The organism is Microbacterium azadirachtae, from assembly GCF_000956505.1.
Taxonomy (GTDB): Bacteria; Actinomycetota; Actinomycetes; order Actinomycetales; family Microbacteriaceae; genus Microbacterium; species Microbacterium azadirachtae_A.
Window position 1 is genome coordinate 191687 of record NZ_JYIX01000039.1, and the last position, 14099, is coordinate 205785.

Genomic DNA, 14099 nt, shown 5'->3' on the forward strand with positions numbered 1-14099 from the left:
CGCATGACCGACAGCGCATCGCGTTGACCGCCCGTGCACATCCGTGCAGGATCCGTCCGACGCGGAATAGCGCGCGGTCGCGGATCCTTGCATCTCCCGTACCCGGTGCAGAAACAACCGGGACGGGAACGGAAGGAACGCGCATGGCTCGCATCGTCGTCATCGGAGGAACCGGCTACGCCGGTCGTCACATCGTCCAGGAAGCCGCGTCGCGCGGACACGAGGTCGTCTCGATCTCGCGCTCCGAGCCGTCCGCTCCCGTCGACGGCGTCACGAACGTGCAGGGCTCGGTGACCGACCTCGACACCCTCGGCGACGTGTTCGAGAACGCCGACGTCGTGGTGTCCGCGCTGTCCCCGCGCGGCGACATGGAGCAGGCCGTCCTCCCCGCCCTGTCCGCGCTGGTCGACAAGCTCAGCGGCACGGCCACGCGCGTGAGCGTCGTCGGCGGCGCCGGCGGCAGCCTTTCGGCGCCCGGCGGCCCGCGCCTGATCGATCTCGACTTCCCCGACGAGTACAAGCACGAGGCGCAGGTCGGCGTCGACTCCCTCGCGCTGCTGCAGAACGCCGACGCCTCGCTGGACTGGTTCTTCGTGCACCCCGCCGAGGTCTTCGGACCCTGGGCCGAGGGCGAGCGCACCGGCTCCTACCGCGACGGCGGCGACGTGGTCGTGCGCGACGCCGACGGCAACTCGACCATCTCCGGCGCCGACTTCGCGATCGCCGTCGTCGACGAGATCGAGAACGGCAAGCACAGCCGCGAGCGCTTCACCGTCGGTTACTGACCCCGCCCGACACCACCGATCTGACCGCGAGACTCCATCTCCGCGACGAGAATGCGCTCCAGCAGCGCAGTCTCGTCGCCCAGATGGAGTCTCGCGGTCGATAGGGGCAGCAAGATCCCGGGGGGTCAGACGAGGTCGCGCCAGTCGATGTCGGGATCGTCGTCGACGGGGACGGATCCGGTGATCACCGGGAGCGACATGGTCTCGGTCGGCGGGCCCATGATCGTCGCCTCGTCGCGGCGATGCCGCAGCACGTCGTTGATGTACGAGGTCAGCACTTCGGCCAGGGGCACCGACCGCCCCCGCGCCTGCGACATGTACCAGCGGTGCTCGAGCACCTGGTGGAACACCTCGGCAGGCTCGAGCTTGGCGCGCAGGTCGTAGGGGATCGCGCGCACCACCGGCTCGAACACGCGCGTGAGCCATTCGTGCGCGTACATCTCCTCGTCCGCCCACTGCTTGGTGGAGCGGGCGCGGAACTCGTCCAGGTCGTTCAGCAGTCGCCGGGCCTGGTTCTCCTCAACATCGAGGCCGGTCAGGCGGATGAGCCGGCGCTGATGGTGGCCGGCGTCGACGACCTTCGGCTCGATCTCCACCCTGGTGCCGTCCGCGGTGGTCTGGATCGACATCTCGCCGATGTCGAAGCCGAGCGCGTTCAGCCGCTCCACGCGCTCCGTGATCCGCCAGGCCTCGCCCGCGGCGAACGACTCGTGCGCGGTCAGCGCGGCCCACAGGGACCGGTACGACGACACGATGCCGTCCGCGATCGCGACCGCGTCCACGCCCCGCTCGAGCCGTCCGCCGGCGGCGAGATCAAGGATCTCCCCTGCGATGTTGGTGCGGGCCAGATCCAGGTCGTAGGCGCGCTGGCCGTCGGTCAGCCCCTCCTCGTGCAGCTCGCCGGTCTCGGCGTCGACGAGGTAGGCCGCGAACGCCCCGGCGTCGCGGCGGAACAGCGCGTTCGACAGCGATACGTCGCCCCAGTAGAAGCCGACGTTGTGCAGCCGCACGAGCAGCAGCGCGAGCGCGTCGACGAGGCGTGTGGCGGTGTCCGGCCGCAGCACCCGGGTGAACAGCGCCCGGTACGGCATCGAGAAGCGCAGGTGCGAGGTCACCAGGGCCGCCGGCAGAGCTTCGCCCTTGCCGTCCGTGCGACCGGCGATCACCGCGACGCGGGACACGCAGGGCACGTCGAGGCGGGCGAGGTTGCCCAGCATCTCGTACTCGCGGCGCGCCATCTCCTCCGTGGTCTCCTTCACCGCGACGACGGATCCGGACAGATCCGCGAAGCGCACCAGGTGACGGGAGAGACCCTTCGGGAGCGAGACGATCACCTCGGACGGCCATTTCGACAGCGGCTGCGACCAGGGCAGTGACAGCAGGCCGGGATCCACGGCGCTCGCGGTGATGGTCAGCGCGTCCTTCAACGGTGCTCCTCGGGGGGATCGGCGGGGGAGACGACGACGCGGCGCGGGGGAAATCCCCCGCGCCGCGTCGATCAGACGGTGATCAGGAAGCGGCGATCGGCTTCTTGTTCAGGCGCTCGCCCGACTCGAGGTCGAAGGCGTGCGCGTGGCCCGGGTTCGCCGCGAGCGTGACGGTCTCGCCCGCGTTCGGGTGGTTGCGACCGTCGACGCGCGCGACCAGGTCGGTGCGCTTGCCGTTGATCTCGGTGTGTCCGTAGAGGTAGCCGTCCGCGCCGAGCTCCTCGACGAGGTCGACGACCACCGAGAGGCCCTTGCCGTCGGCAGGTCCCACGGTGATGTCCTCAGGGCGCACGCCGATCGTGACCTGCGAACCCGTGGCGCCGCTGACCGTCTCACGGTCGAGCGGGACGACCTCGGAGCCGAACTGCACGCCGCCGTCGGCGAGGTCGGAGGTGAACAGGTTCATCGCGGGGGAGCCGATGAAGCCGGCGACGAAGACGTTCTGCGGGTTCTCGTACAGGTCGCGCGGCGATCCGACCTGCTGCAGCAGGCCGTCCTTCAGCACGGCGATCCGGTCGCCCATGGTGAGCGCCTCGGTCTGGTCGTGCGTGACGTAGACCGTGGTGACGCCGAGGCGGCGCTGCAGCGAGGCGATCTGGGTGCGGGTCTGCACGCGGAGCTTGGCGTCGAGGTTCGACAGCGGCTCGTCCATGAGGAACACCTGGGGCTGGCGCACGATCGCGCGGCCCATGGCGACGCGCTGACGCTGGCCGCCGGAGAGAGCCTTCGGCTTGCGGGTCAGGTAGGGCTCGAGGTCGAGCAGCTTGGCGGCCTCGAGGACGCGGGCGGCGCGCTCCTCCTTGCCGACGCCGGCGATCTTGAGCGCGAAGCCCATGTTCTCGGCGACGGTCATGTGCGGGTACAGCGCGTAGTTCTGGAACACCATCGCGATGTCGCGGTCCTTCGGCGGGACGTCGGTCACGTCGCGGTCGCCGATGAGGATGCGGCCCGCGTTGACCTCTTCGAGGCCGGCGAGCATGCGCAGGGAGGTGGACTTTCCGCAGCCGGAGGGGCCGACCAGAACCAGGAACTCGCCGTCGGCGATCTCGATGTTCAGCTTGTCGACCGCGGGGCGGGTGCCGCCGGGGTAGAGCCGGGTGGCCTCGTCGAAGGTCACAGTTGCCATTGTCTTCTCCTTCACCGGCAGGTACGTGCCGGACGATCCGTAGTGAAAAAGCGACGAGGGTGAACCCGCCGTGGCCCGCCATCGGACCGGGATCAGTATGACATGAGAGCTCCCGACCGGTCCAGCGTCACCGGCGAAGCGCTTTCCGAACGGGATCTCGCAGGCTCCGACCAGGGGCCGTCTGGTCATTTCTCAGCCTCCCTGGCTAGCATCGAACCCGTGCCGTGCCGCTCCCGTCGGTGCTGGCGAACGGGGATGCCCATCCCGAGGAATCAAGAGGAACGATGTCGAGCGACGAAACGCCGAACGTCCCCACGCCCTCGCACTCTCGTGCGGCCGTGCGGGAGAAGGCCCAGCAGGTGAACGCCAAGCAGTCCCGCGCCCGGATCATGCGACGAGTGATCATCGCCGTGGTCGCGATCGTCGTGGTCGGCGCCGCGGGCGGCGCCGTGGCCTGGGCCGTGGGCTCCGCCGTGTCGAAGCCGTCGCTCACCCCGTCGAATCTCCAGGACGACGGCGTCGTCGTGACCAAGGAGGATCTCGCCGCGGCGCGCGCCGGGTCCGCGAGCACCCCCACTCCGTCTCCGTCCACCGCCGGCACGCCTGCGGCGACCGAAACCGCTTCGCCGACGCCCGATCCGACGGCCACCGCGGGCACGGTCGACATTCACGTCTACGTCGACTACCTCTCGCCGGGCGCCAGCGACTTCGAGCGCGCGAACGCGAAGCAGCTCGCCACCTGGGTCGATCAGGATGCGGCCACCGTGACGTACCACCCCGTCGCGCTGCTGACCGCGAACTCCAACGGCACCAAGTACTCGCTGCGCGCCGCGTCCGCCGCGGCCTGCGTCGCCTCGATGCAGCCCGACGTCTTCTACGCGTTCAACCACGCGCTCCTCATCGATCAGCCGAAGCAGGACACCGACGGCAAGAGCGACAAGGAACTCATCGACCTCGCCGTCTCGAGCGGCGTCAAGGACGCCAAGGGCCTGCAGAACTGCGTCGACGAGAGCACCTACGACTCCTGGGTGAAGGACGTCACGCAGCGGGCCGTGGACGGCCCGCTGCCCGGTTCGAAGAAGGGCGCCCTGAGTGGCGCGCCGACGATCGTCGTGAACGGCCAGGTCTACGCCGGGTCCCTCACGGACGCCGCCGAGTTCAGCCAGTTCGTGCTGTCCGTCGCGAGCGACTCGTACTACGGCACGAGCGCCCCGACGGTCTCGCCCACGCCGTCGCCCTCGACCGCGAAGTAGCGTGCGGATCCGCCCCGGTGCGTGCGTGCCGGGGCGTCGCGCATTGCTACGCTGGGAGCGGCTCTCGGGCCACTCTCGCCTCCTTAGCTCATCTGGTAGAGCAGCGGCCTTGTAAACCGCAGGTGGCCGGTTCGAGTCCGGCAGGAGGCTCCGATCCCGCTCAGGGGGACGCGGTCATGGATGCGGTCTGCACCCACTGCGTCGCGTCCGCCGAGGCCAGCAGCGCGTCGTCCATGAGCTCGCGCGTGGGTGCGCCGTCCAGCCAGTCCTGTGCGAACGCCGCCGGCAGCAGAACGGGCATGCGGTCGTGGATCCCGGCCAGGCGCGCGGGCGCGGGCTGCATCACGATCGAGTAGCACGTGAACCAGGATCCGTCTTCGGCGCGCCCGCGCTGCGTCACCGCCGCCATGCCGAACAGAGCGCCGTCCAGGCCGAATTCGTGCCAGGTCTTCGACGGCTTCCGCATCTCGAACCAGCGCGTGGCGGGCACGATCGCTCGACCGCGCAGGCTTCCCGGACGCTCCTGCAGGCGCTCGGAGCGCGTGTTGATGGACGGGAAGCGCGAGGGTCTGCCATCGACGAGGAAGCCCCACCATGCCTCCTCGAGCTGCGGCGTCCGCGACTCCGAGGGCACGAGGATCGGATTGAGATTGCGCAGCAGTCGTCCGGTGGGGCGCAGGGTCTCATCCGCGTTTCGCCGCGCCCAGGCGCGGATGCCCTCCATGAGTTCGTCGTCGGCCTCCTCGATCAGCTGCTGATCGCTGAACCGGGGATCCAGACCGTAGCTCGCGCACATGGAGGGAGCGTACCTCCGCCCTCGGACATCGGCGAGGGCAGAGCGCCGACGTGCGGCGGTAGGCTCGGGACAGTGACAGTGCACACCCCGACGCCGAGGCGCGGCCGCACCGCGCTGGCGCTCGGCGGAGCAGTCGCGATCGGTGCGATGACGGCGATCCAGGCGCGCGTGAACGGGCAGCTGGGGGTGCACCTCGACAACGGGATCCTCGCCGGCTGGGTGTCCTTCGCCGTGGGCCTGGTGCTGCTCAGCTTCCCCGTGCTGCTCACGCGCTCCGGACGCGCGGCGCTCGGGCGCCTCTGGCGCGGGATCCGCACCGGAGACGTGCCGTGGTGGATGCTGCTGGGCGGCGCCTGCGGCGCGCTGACCGTGTCGACGCAGGGACTCGTCGCGGGCGTGCTCGGGGTCGCCCTGTTCAGCGTCGGCGTGGTGGCTGGTCAGACGCTCCACGGCCTGCTGCTGGACCGGTTCGGCTTCGGGCCTGCCGGCGTGGTGGCCATCACCCCCGGAAGGCTCATCGGCGGCGCGTGCGCCCTCATCGCGGTCGGCGTCTCGCTCGGCGGAGACGTGCTCGGCCGGGCGCCGTGGTGGATGCTGGTGCTGCCGTTCCTCACCGGCGCGGGCATCGCGTTCCAGTCCGCCGTGAACGGCAGACTCGGACAGCGCATCGCCTCGCCCCTCGGCGCGACGTACATGAGCTTCGTCGGGGGAGTGCTCGTCCTGTCCGTGTCGGCGGGCGCGAGCCTGCTCGTCACGGGAGCGCCAGAGCCGTTGCCGGCGGCGTTCCCCGGCGATCTGTGGCTCTACCTGGGCGGGCTGCTCGGCGCGTCCTACATCCTGCTGGGCGTCGTCATCGTGGCCCGTACGGGAGTGCTGCTGATGGGGCTCGGCGCGGTACTCGGTCAGCTCGCGGTGTCGGTGCTGATCGATCTGATCTGGCCGCCTGCTGCGGGACCCGCCGCATGGCAGGTCGTCGTCATGGTGCTCGCCGCGGTGCTGTCGGTGCTGGCCGCGCTGCCGTGGCGGAGCCGCCGTCGGCTCAGCTCCGCTTCTCGGCCTGCCTGAGCCTTCGCTCCGCCTTCTCGGCCTTCTTCCGCTTCTCGGCGCGCTTCTCGGCCTTCCTGGCGGCCTTCTTCGCCCTCTTCTTCGCCTTCTTCTTCGCCTTCTTCCCGCAGGCGTCGGGCCTTCCGGGATCCTGCGCCGGCCCGTCGTCGTCGTCCGCGCGCTCGGCCGGCATGCGGGAGAGCACGGCCTCGGCATCGACGGGCGAGCGTCGACCCGGCTCCTTGCCCGGCTTGCCGCCCACGTAGAGCCATCCGAGCAGCTCCTCGTCGGGTCCGAGCCCGTGCGTGCGCGCCACGGCCGCGGTGCGGGTGTAGCCGCCCGTGCGCCAGATGACGCCCCAGCCGGCCTCGTCGAGCAGCAGGCTGAGCACGTGCGCGACGCCGGAGGCGACCGCCTCCTGCTCCCAGCGCGGCACCTTGTCGCTGCGCCGGTAGCTGGCGACGACGGCGATCAGAAGGGAGGCGCGCAGCGGCTTGGACGACGGAGAGGAGTCGCCCGTCGCCTCCGCGATCGCGGATCCCAGCCGCTCCCGGTCCTCCCCGCGCAGCTCGATCAGGCGCCACGGCCGGAGCGAGGAGTGATCGGCGACCCGGCCGGCGGCGGCGATCAGCGGCAGCAGCTGTTCGCGCGTCGGCGCCTCCGGGGTCACTTTGGACCAGGACTGCCGGCGTCGGACGGCCTCGAGCGCGCTCATGCCTCGGTGGCGGATTCGTCCGGCTGGAAGGACAGCGCGATCGAGTTCATGCAGTAGCGGTCCCCGGTCGGCGTGCCGAACCCGTCCGGGAAGACGTGGCCCAGGTGCGAACCGCAGTTCGCGCAGCGCACCTCGGTGCGGGTCATCCCGAGGCTGGTGTCCTCGATGAGCTGCACGGCCTCGGGGCGGACGGACTCGTAGAAGCTCGGCCAGCCGCAGCCGGAGTCGAACTTCGTGCCGCTGCGGAACAGCTCGGAACCGCACGCGCCGCAGGTGTAGAGGCCTGCGCGGTGCTCGTCGAGCAGCTCGCCGGTCCACGCCCGTTCAGTCGCGGCCTCGCGCAGCACGGCGTACTGCTGCGGGTCGAGCTCGGCCCGCCATTCGGCGTCGGTCTTGGTCACGCGATGCGACATGGATCCTCCCGGGGTCGGATCCATTCTCCCGCGTTCCGCGCGCCGAGGGGCCACGGGCAGGCGCGCCGTCCTCGAACGGCATCTCTCGGGACGTAGCCTGGGATGGTGACCGACCTCCTGAGCGACCGCGAGCGCGTCATCCTCGCGTTCGAGGCACGGCGCCCCGGGCACTCCAGTGCCAAGGAGGAGGCGATCCGGGCCGAGCTGGAGCTCACCCCGGCGCGGTACTACCAGCTTCTGGACCGGGTCATCGATTCCGAGCAGGCGCTGGTCGAGGATCCGATGCTGGTGCGTCGTCTTCGCCGGATCCGCGAGGATGCGGCCGCACGACGGGCCGGACGCACCGCGCTCTCCGCCCGCTGAGCCGAGGACTCGCTCGTACTCCGGCCTGTCGTTCACGGAAACCGCAGGAGCACCCCGGATAACATCATGGAATGCCTGAATCCGCCCGCGACCGATTCGACGTGATCCCGCACGCCCAGGGCCGGGTCGGCGCCCACCGCGCCGAGAACCCCGGGATGCGCGGCTGGTTCGTGCTGCTCTGGGCCGCCGTGGCGACCGCGGTGCTCATCGCCATCGGCATCTTCGCCGCGATGCTCGCCATGGGCAGGATCAGCTTCGACAGCGGCACGCCGATGCCCAGCGTCTCACGGACGGCGACCGCCTCCGCTCCGGCGCTGGACACGTCGTACGCCGTGCTGGTGCTGAATGCAACCACGGCGAACGGCCTCGCCGCGAGCACGCGCGACACGATCGTCGCCGCCGGGTTCGCCGGGAACGCGGTGGCCGCGAGCGACGCCAGCACGCAGGATTTCCCGGCGACGACGGTCTACTACAAGACCGAGGCGGACAAGTCAGCGGCGCAGGCGCTCGCGAACCTCATCGGAGCGACGAAGATCGCCGTGAGCGACCAGTACGGCGACGACGTCGTGGCCGGCCAGAAGCAGTTGACGGTGGTGCTCGGGCAGGATCTCGCGAAGAACGCTCCGACGACCGAGCCGACCCCCGCGGACACCTCGGGCGACGGTTCGACGGGCTGAGCCCGGTCGCTCCCTCCGCGGCTTGCACTCACAGGGGGCGAGTGCCAGACTGGGTTTAGCACTCGACTGTTCTGAGTGCTAAACCCAATGTCTACGTCCAGGAGGGACGACAGAACTCATGGCAAAGATCATCGCTTTCGATGAGGAGGCCCGCCGCGGTCTCGAGCGCGGCCTGAACATCCTGGCCGACGCGGTCAAGGTGACCCTCGGCCCGCGTGGCCGCAACGTCGTGCTCGAGAAGAAGTGGGGCGCCCCCACGATCACGAACGACGGCGTGTCCATCGCCAAGGAGATCGAGCTCGACGACCCGTACGAGAAGATCGGCGCGGAGCTCGTCAAGGAGGTCGCGAAGAAGACCGACGACGTCGCCGGAGACGGCACCACGACCGCCACCGTGCTCGCACAGGCGCTCGTCCGCGAGGGCCTGCGCAACGTGGCCGCCGGTGCCGACCCGATCAGCCTGAAGAAGGGCATCGAGAAGGCCGTCGCCGCCATCACCGCCGAGCTGCTCGCCTCCGCCAAGGAGATCGAGTCGAAGGAGCAGATCGCCGCCACTGCGTCGATCTCGGCCGCCGACCCGGAGATCGGCGAGCTCATCGCCGAGGCCATCGACAAGGTCGGCAAGGAGGGCGTGGTCACGGTCGAGGAGTCCCAGACCTTCGGCACCGAGCTCGAGCTCACCGAGGGCATGCGCTTCGACAAGGGCTACCTGAACCCGTACTTCGTCACGGACCCGGACCGCCAGGAGGCCGTCTTCGAGGACGCGTACATCCTCATCGCGAACCAGAAGATCTCCAACATCAAGGACCTTCTGCCCGTCGTCGACAAGGTGATCCAGGACGGCAAGGAGCTCGTCATCATCGCCGAGGACGTCGAGGGCGAAGCCCTCGCGACCCTGGTGCTGAACAAGATCCGCGGCATCTTCAAGTCCGTCGCCGTCAAGGCTCCGGGCTTCGGCGACCGTCGCAAGGCGCAGCTGCAGGACATCGCCATCCTCACCGGTGGCACCGTGATCACCGAGGAGGTCGGTCTCAAGCTCGAGAACGCGACCCTCGACCTGCTGGGCCGTGCGCGCAAGGTCATCGTCACCAAGGACGAGACCACGATCGTCGAGGGTGCCGGCGACGCCGAGCAGATCGCCGGTCGCGTCACCCAGATCCGTCGCGAGATCGAGAACACCGACAGCGACTACGACCGCGAGAAGCTGCAGGAGCGCCTCGCCAAGCTCGCCGGCGGCGTGGCCGTCATCAAGGCGGGCGCGGCCACCGAGGTCGAGCTCAAGGAGCGCAAGCACCGCATCGAGGACGCCGTCCGCAACGCGAAGGCTGCCGTCGAGGAGGGCATCGTCGCCGGTGGTGGCGTCGCGCTGATCCAGTCCGGCACGAAGGCCCTCAACAGCCTCGAGCTCGCGGGCGACGAGGCGACCGGCGCGAACATCGTTCGCGTCGCGATCGAGGCGCCGCTCAAGCAGATCGCGCTCAACGCCGGTCTCGAGCCGGGTGTCGTCGCGCACAAGGTCTCCGAGCTCCCGACGGGTCACGGCCTCAACGCCGCGACCGGCGAGTACGGCGACATGTTCGCACAGGGCATCATCGACCCGGCCAAGGTCACCCGCTCGGCGCTGCAGAACGCCGCGTCGATCGCCGGCCTGTTCCTCACCACCGAGGCCGTCGTCGCCGACAAGCCGGAGAAGGCGTCGGCCATGCCGGCCGACCCGTCCGGCGGCATGGACTTCTGAGTCCATCCCCCTTTCGAGAAGGCCCCCGGGATCCGTCCCGGGGGCCTTCTCCGTGCGCGGAGCGAGCGCGCGGCGGCGCGGGTCCGTGGTGCGTCCGCGGCTCGTCGCCGCGCCCGGTGCCTGGTCAGCGGAACAGCGCGGCGGACTCGATCTCGGCCTGGGCATAGAACTGCTCGGCGGATCCGAGGGCATGCGCGATCGCGGCGAGGGCCTGCTCCACGTGGGCCTGCGCGCCCCGCCACTGCTCGGTGGCGTTCTGGCAGGCGAGCGCGGCGGGGCCGCGCCAGGACGACTGCAGCAGGGTCATCTGCGAGAGCATGGTCGCCGCGTCGCTCTGCAGCCGGTCGGCGGTGGCCTGGGCGGAGAGCCTGGTGGCGGAGACCGCGTCGGTGTCGACGCTGAAGACGGTCATGGGGATCCTTTCGTCGAGGTGCATCGGATGCGTTCGACGATAAGGATCAGGACGACGCCGGTGCGGGCTCATCACGCAATCCGTGCGGAGCCCCGCGGGAGCCAGAGATGTGCGGACCCATCCGGGCATCGGCGAGGAGCGCGCTCAGCGCGAGAGATCGAGCGGCTCGATGGGCTGCGTGTCCTGTAGGAGGTGCTCGGGCGTCGCCCGCGGCGGAGCGAGCGGCAGCGACACCGTGAACGTCGCGCCGCCACCCGGCGTCTCGGTCACCTGCACAGAACCGTTGAGCGCCCGCACGATGGACGCCACAATCGCGAGGCCGAGGCCGGCGCCGCCGGTGTCCCTGGTGCGCGAGGAGTCGGCGCGCCAGAAGCGCTGGAAGATCTGATCCCTGATCTGCTCGGGGACGCCCTCGCCGTGATCCACGATCGAGAACCAGCCCACGTCCCTGCGCCGATCCGCGCCGACGACGACCTCGATCGGGGAATCGCCGGGGGAGAAGCGCCGGGCGTTGCCCAGCAGGTTCGCGATCACCTGGCGCACCTTGTTCTCCTCGCCGAGCACGATCGGCGGGGTGGAGACGGGGGCGACGATCGCTTCGGAGAAGTCGATCTCGGGAACCGGGTCGCCGTCCCTCGGACGACGGCGCAGGATCGCCGGTATGCGGCCGCGCGTGGGCGTGCTGCGCGTCACGGGGGCAGGCCGCGTGATCGCAGTGGCGGAACGAACGGGCGGATCCGTGGGATGCGCTTCTGCGGTCATGTCGACGACCGTGACGGGGCGCTCCGGTGCGGCCGCGCGCAGGTCGAGTGCGGCGTCCTGCGCGAGCGGGCGCAGGTCGAGCGGTTCGATGGTCAGCTCGCGCTGCTCGTCCAGGCGGGCGAGGGCGAGCAGATCCTCGACGAGCACGCCCATCCGCAGCGCCTCCTTCTCGATCCGGTCCATCGCGCGCGCGGTGTCCTCACCGGGCTTGATCGCGCCCATCCGGTAGAGCTCGGCGTAGCCGCGAACGCTCACGAGCGGCGTGCGCAGCTCGTGGCTGGCGTCGCCGACGAAGCGGCGCATCTGCTGCACGGAGCGGTCGCGCTGGGAGATCGCCGCGTCGAGGCGGTCGAGCATCGTGTTGATGGCGCCGTTCAGCCGCCCCACCTCGGTGGTCGGCTCGAGGTCCGTGAGACGCTGGCTGAAGTCGCCCGCGGCGATCGCCATCGCGGTGGACTCCACGCGCCCCAGTCGGCGGAACGCCAGTGTCACCAGTCCTCGGGTCGCCAGCGCGGCGATGATGATCGTCACGAGCGCCACGGTGGTGAACACGCCGAAGAACGTCGCGAGGATCCGGTCCGGCTCGTCCAGCGAGACCGCGACCATCTGCGTGTAGGTGATGTTGGTGCTGGGATCCTCGCGCACGGCGACCGCCGCGCGGAACTCGGATCCGTCCGCGCCTCGCAGGACCATCGGCTCCGTGCGTCCGGCGTCGAGCGTCGCGCGGGCCAGGGGATAGGAGGTCGGGAACTCGGGCTTGACGGCCTTCGGCGCGCCGCCGCCCGCGTACACGAGCGCACCGCCCGTGTCGTAGACGGCGACGAAGTAGTCGGCGAGGCCGAGGGTCTCGTCCTTGAGGGTGACGCTGAACGCGCCGTATCCGTCAGGGGTGATCGTGGCGAGGTCGCTCGTCACGAGGGTCGGCAGCTGGGACTCGACGTTGTCGATGAGCAGGTTGCGCAGGATCGGCATGGTGCCGATCCCGGTGACGACCAGGCCGAGCGCGAGCACGCCGACGGTGACGCCGGTCACCTTCGCACGAAGGCTGATCCGGCGCCACCATCGCGTGATCGCGTCGGGCTCTGCCATCCGTTACGCGGACTTCCCCACTTTGAGCATGTAGCCGAAGCCGCGCTTGGTCTGGATGACCGGCTCCTCGGTGTGCGGGTCGATCTTGCGGCGGAGGTACGAGATGTAGCTCTCCACGATGCCCGCGTCGCCGTTGAAGTCGTACTCCCAGACGTGGTCGAGGATCTGTGCCTTCGACAGCACGCGGTTGGGGTTGAGCATGAGGTACCGGAGGAGCTTGAACTCCGTCGGACTGAGCTCGATCGGGCTGGATCCGACGAACACGTCGTGCGTGTCCTGATCCATCGACAGCTCGCCGGCGCGGATCACGGACTCCTCATCCGCCTGCATCGTGCGACGCAGGATCGCCTGGGCGCGAGCGACGATCTCGTCGAGGGCGAAGGGCTTGGTGACGTAGTCGTCGCCCCCGGCGTTCAGGCCCTCGATCTTGTCCTCGGTGTCGTCCTTCGCCGTGAGGAACAGGATCGGCGCCGTGAATCCGGCGCCTCGCAGTCGCTTCGTGACGCTGAACCCGTTCATGTCGGGGAGCATCACGTCGAGGATGATGAGGTCGGGCTCCTCCTCCAGCACGGCCGAGATCGTGGCGGCGCCGTTGGCGACGGTCTTCACCGAGAAGCCGGCGAAGCTCAGGCCCGTGGAGAGGACATCGCGGATGTTGGGTTCGTCGTCGACGACCAGGATGCGCGCTTCAGTCATGCCCCCATTATGGTGACCCGATCCGTGTTCGCGCTGATTGCGGGCGGAACTTCCCTAGGGAATGGCTATGCGACGGCTCAGGATGCGTGACGATCGGCCTCCTCCGGGTGCAGAGTGAGTCCCATGAAGATCGACATCATCGAGCACGAAGGACCGTACCGTGTCGGCGTCGTCATCGGCAGCCTCTCCCGGGAATCCATCAACCGCCGACTCGCGAACGCGCTGAAGCATCTGGCTCCAGAGGGCTTCGAGTTCTTCGAGATCTCCTACGCCGACCTGCCGCTGTACAACCGCGACTTCGACGCCGACTATCCGCAGGTCGCCCTCGACTTCAAGGCGGCGGTGGCGAGCGCGGACGCGGTGCTGTTCGTCACGCCGGAGTACAACCGTTCGCTACCGGGGCCCCTGAAGAACGCGATCGACTGGGGCAGCAGGCCGTGGGGGCAGAACGTGTGGGCGCACAAGCCGACCGGCGTCGTGGGCGCGTCGATGGGCGCGATCGGCACGGCGGTCGGTCAGCAGTCGCTGCGTGCGACGCTGGGCTTCCTCAACGCCCGGCAGATGACCGCGCCCGAGGCCTACATCCACTACTCGCCGGGCCTCATCGACGACGACGGCCGTGTCACGACGCCCGGGACCGAGGAGTTCCTGCGCCAGTTCATGGCCGCCTTCGCGGAGTTCACCGCCCGCGTGCTGACGGTCATCCCGCAGACCTGACCCCGCCGGCCCCCCGCGCTGGGCCC

General features: G+C 69.9%; 15 protein-coding genes and 1 tRNA gene. 8 read left to right on the plus strand and 8 right to left on the minus strand.

What is annotated here, in order from left to right:
* Positions 1-143: 143 nt before the first annotated feature.
* Positions 144-785: an NAD(P)-dependent oxidoreductase gene (locus RS86_RS17150; RefSeq protein WP_045273469.1), complete on the plus strand. Its 642-nt coding sequence runs from the start codon at positions 144-146 to the stop codon at positions 783-785.
* 125 nt (positions 786-910) lie between these two features.
* Here RS86_RS17150 and RS86_RS17155 read toward each other — a convergent pair whose 3' ends face one another.
* Positions 911-2212 (minus strand): DUF4032 domain-containing protein, encoded by a 1302-nt coding sequence (locus tag RS86_RS17155; RefSeq protein ID WP_045273470.1) that lies wholly within the window; start codon positions 2210-2212, stop codon positions 911-913.
* Between the two features lie 82 nt (positions 2213-2294).
* A complete protein-coding gene (locus RS86_RS17160) occupies positions 2295-3398 on the minus strand; it encodes an ABC transporter ATP-binding protein (RefSeq protein WP_045273471.1) in 1104 nt (367 codons plus the stop codon).
* A 284-nt stretch (positions 3399-3682) separates the two neighbouring features.
* Between RS86_RS17160 and RS86_RS17165 the strand changes: the two genes are divergently transcribed.
* Both RS86_RS17165 and RS86_RS17170 read left to right on the plus strand, forming a co-directional pair.
* Positions 3683-4651 (plus strand): DsbA family protein, encoded by a 969-nt coding sequence (locus RS86_RS17165; RefSeq protein WP_045273472.1) that lies wholly within the window; start codon positions 3683-3685, stop codon positions 4649-4651.
* Between the two features lie 77 nt (positions 4652-4728).
* Positions 4729-4801: transfer RNA gene (locus tag RS86_RS17170), tRNA-Thr, on the plus strand.
* 10 nt (positions 4802-4811) lie between these two features.
* Here RS86_RS17170 and RS86_RS17175 read toward each other — a convergent pair.
* A complete protein-coding gene (locus RS86_RS17175; protein ID WP_045273473.1) occupies positions 4812-5447 on the minus strand; it encodes an SOS response-associated peptidase family protein in 636 nt (211 codons plus the stop codon).
* A gap of 72 nt (positions 5448-5519) precedes the next feature.
* Here RS86_RS17175 and RS86_RS17180 point away from each other — a divergent pair, with 72 nt between their 5' ends.
* Positions 5520-6512, plus strand: a complete 993-nt coding sequence (locus RS86_RS17180; RefSeq protein WP_235281816.1) for a DMT family transporter — start codon at positions 5520-5522, stop codon at positions 6510-6512.
* Here RS86_RS17180 and RS86_RS17185 read toward each other — a convergent pair.
* Both RS86_RS17185 and msrB read right to left on the minus strand, forming a co-directional pair.
* Positions 6487-7206 (minus strand): nitroreductase family protein, encoded by a 720-nt coding sequence (locus tag RS86_RS17185; protein WP_082076859.1) that lies wholly within the window; start codon positions 7204-7206, stop codon positions 6487-6489. The genes RS86_RS17180 and RS86_RS17185 overlap by 26 nt on opposite strands.
* Complete coding sequence (msrB, locus tag RS86_RS17190) at positions 7203-7619, minus strand: peptide-methionine (R)-S-oxide reductase MsrB (protein ID WP_045273474.1); 417 nt, start codon at positions 7617-7619, stop codon at positions 7203-7205. The genes RS86_RS17185 and msrB overlap by 4 nt, the downstream gene beginning before the upstream one ends.
* Before the next feature lie 105 nt (positions 7620-7724).
* Here msrB and RS86_RS17195 point away from each other — a divergent pair, with 105 nt between their 5' ends.
* The 3 genes from RS86_RS17195 to groL all read left to right on the plus strand — a co-directional run bounded on the left by RS86_RS17195 (position 7725) and on the right by groL (position 10397).
* Positions 7725-7982 carry a DUF3263 domain-containing protein gene (locus RS86_RS17195; RefSeq protein ID WP_105686332.1) on the plus strand — a complete coding sequence of 86 codons (258 nt, stop codon included), beginning with the start codon at positions 7725-7727 and terminating at the stop codon, positions 7980-7982.
* A 71-nt stretch (positions 7983-8053) separates the two neighbouring features.
* The gene (locus RS86_RS17200; RefSeq protein ID WP_082076860.1) at positions 8054-8659 is read left to right on the plus strand and encodes a LytR C-terminal domain-containing protein; all 606 of its coding nucleotides are present in this window, start codon (positions 8054-8056) and stop codon (positions 8657-8659) included.
* Positions 8660-8777: 118 nt separating this feature from the next.
* Positions 8778-10397: a chaperonin GroEL gene (groL, locus tag RS86_RS17205; RefSeq protein ID WP_045273476.1), complete on the plus strand. Its 1620-nt coding sequence runs from the start codon at positions 8778-8780 to the stop codon at positions 10395-10397.
* A 124-nt stretch (positions 10398-10521) separates the two neighbouring features.
* Here groL and RS86_RS17210 read toward each other — a convergent pair whose 3' ends face one another.
* From RS86_RS17210 to RS86_RS17220, 3 genes are all read right to left on the minus strand, one after another.
* Complete coding sequence (locus tag RS86_RS17210; RefSeq protein ID WP_045273477.1) at positions 10522-10809, minus strand: WXG100 family type VII secretion target; 288 nt, start codon at positions 10807-10809, stop codon at positions 10522-10524.
* A 144-nt stretch (positions 10810-10953) separates the two neighbouring features.
* The gene (locus RS86_RS17215) at positions 10954-12660 is read right to left on the minus strand and encodes a sensor histidine kinase (RefSeq protein ID WP_045273478.1); all 1707 of its coding nucleotides are present in this window, start codon (positions 12658-12660) and stop codon (positions 10954-10956) included.
* 3 nt (positions 12661-12663) lie between these two features.
* Positions 12664-13356, minus strand: coding sequence for a response regulator transcription factor (locus RS86_RS17220; RefSeq protein WP_045273479.1), 693 nt, complete (start codon positions 13354-13356; stop codon positions 12664-12666).
* Between the two features lie 123 nt (positions 13357-13479).
* Here RS86_RS17220 and RS86_RS17225 point away from each other — a divergent pair, with 123 nt between their 5' ends.
* Positions 13480-14073 (plus strand): NADPH-dependent FMN reductase, encoded by a 594-nt coding sequence (locus tag RS86_RS17225; RefSeq protein WP_045273480.1) that lies wholly within the window; start codon positions 13480-13482, stop codon positions 14071-14073.
* Positions 14074-14099 lie beyond the last annotated feature (26 nt).

What these genes read in the sequence shown, in the direction of transcription:
- RS86_RS17150 (WP_045273469.1), top strand. Translation starts at nt 144, where the DNA reads ATGGCTCGCATCGTCGTCATCGGAGGAACCGGCTACGCCGGTCGTCAC.
- RS86_RS17160 (WP_045273471.1), bottom strand. Translation starts at nt 3,398, where the DNA reads ATGGCAACTGTGACCTTCGACGAGGCCACCCGGCTCTACCCCGGCGGC.
- RS86_RS17165 (WP_045273472.1), top strand. Translation starts at nt 3,683, where the DNA reads ATGTCGAGCGACGAAACGCCGAACGTCCCCACGCCCTCGCACTCTCGT.
- RS86_RS17175 (WP_045273473.1), bottom strand. Translation starts at nt 5,447, where the DNA reads ATGTGCGCGAGCTACGGTCTGGATCCCCGGTTCAGCGATCAGCAGCTG.
- RS86_RS17185 (WP_082076859.1), bottom strand. Translation starts at nt 7,206, where the DNA reads ATGAGCGCGCTCGAGGCCGTCCGACGCCGGCAGTCCTGGTCCAAAGTG.
- msrB (WP_045273474.1), bottom strand. Translation starts at nt 7,619, where the DNA reads ATGTCGCATCGCGTGACCAAGACCGACGCCGAATGGCGGGCCGAGCTC.
- RS86_RS17200 (WP_082076860.1), top strand. Translation starts at nt 8,054, where the DNA reads ATGCCTGAATCCGCCCGCGACCGATTCGACGTGATCCCGCACGCCCAG.
- groL (WP_045273476.1), top strand. Translation starts at nt 8,778, where the DNA reads ATGGCAAAGATCATCGCTTTCGATGAGGAGGCCCGCCGCGGTCTCGAG.
- RS86_RS17210 (WP_045273477.1), bottom strand. Translation starts at nt 10,809, where the DNA reads ATGACCGTCTTCAGCGTCGACACCGACGCGGTCTCCGCCACCAGGCTC.
- RS86_RS17215 (WP_045273478.1), bottom strand. Translation starts at nt 12,660, where the DNA reads ATGGCAGAGCCCGACGCGATCACGCGATGGTGGCGCCGGATCAGCCTT.
- RS86_RS17220 (WP_045273479.1), bottom strand. Translation starts at nt 13,356, where the DNA reads ATGACTGAAGCGCGCATCCTGGTCGTCGACGACGAACCCAACATCCGC.
- RS86_RS17225 (WP_045273480.1), top strand. Translation starts at nt 13,480, where the DNA reads ATGAAGATCGACATCATCGAGCACGAAGGACCGTACCGTGTCGGCGTC.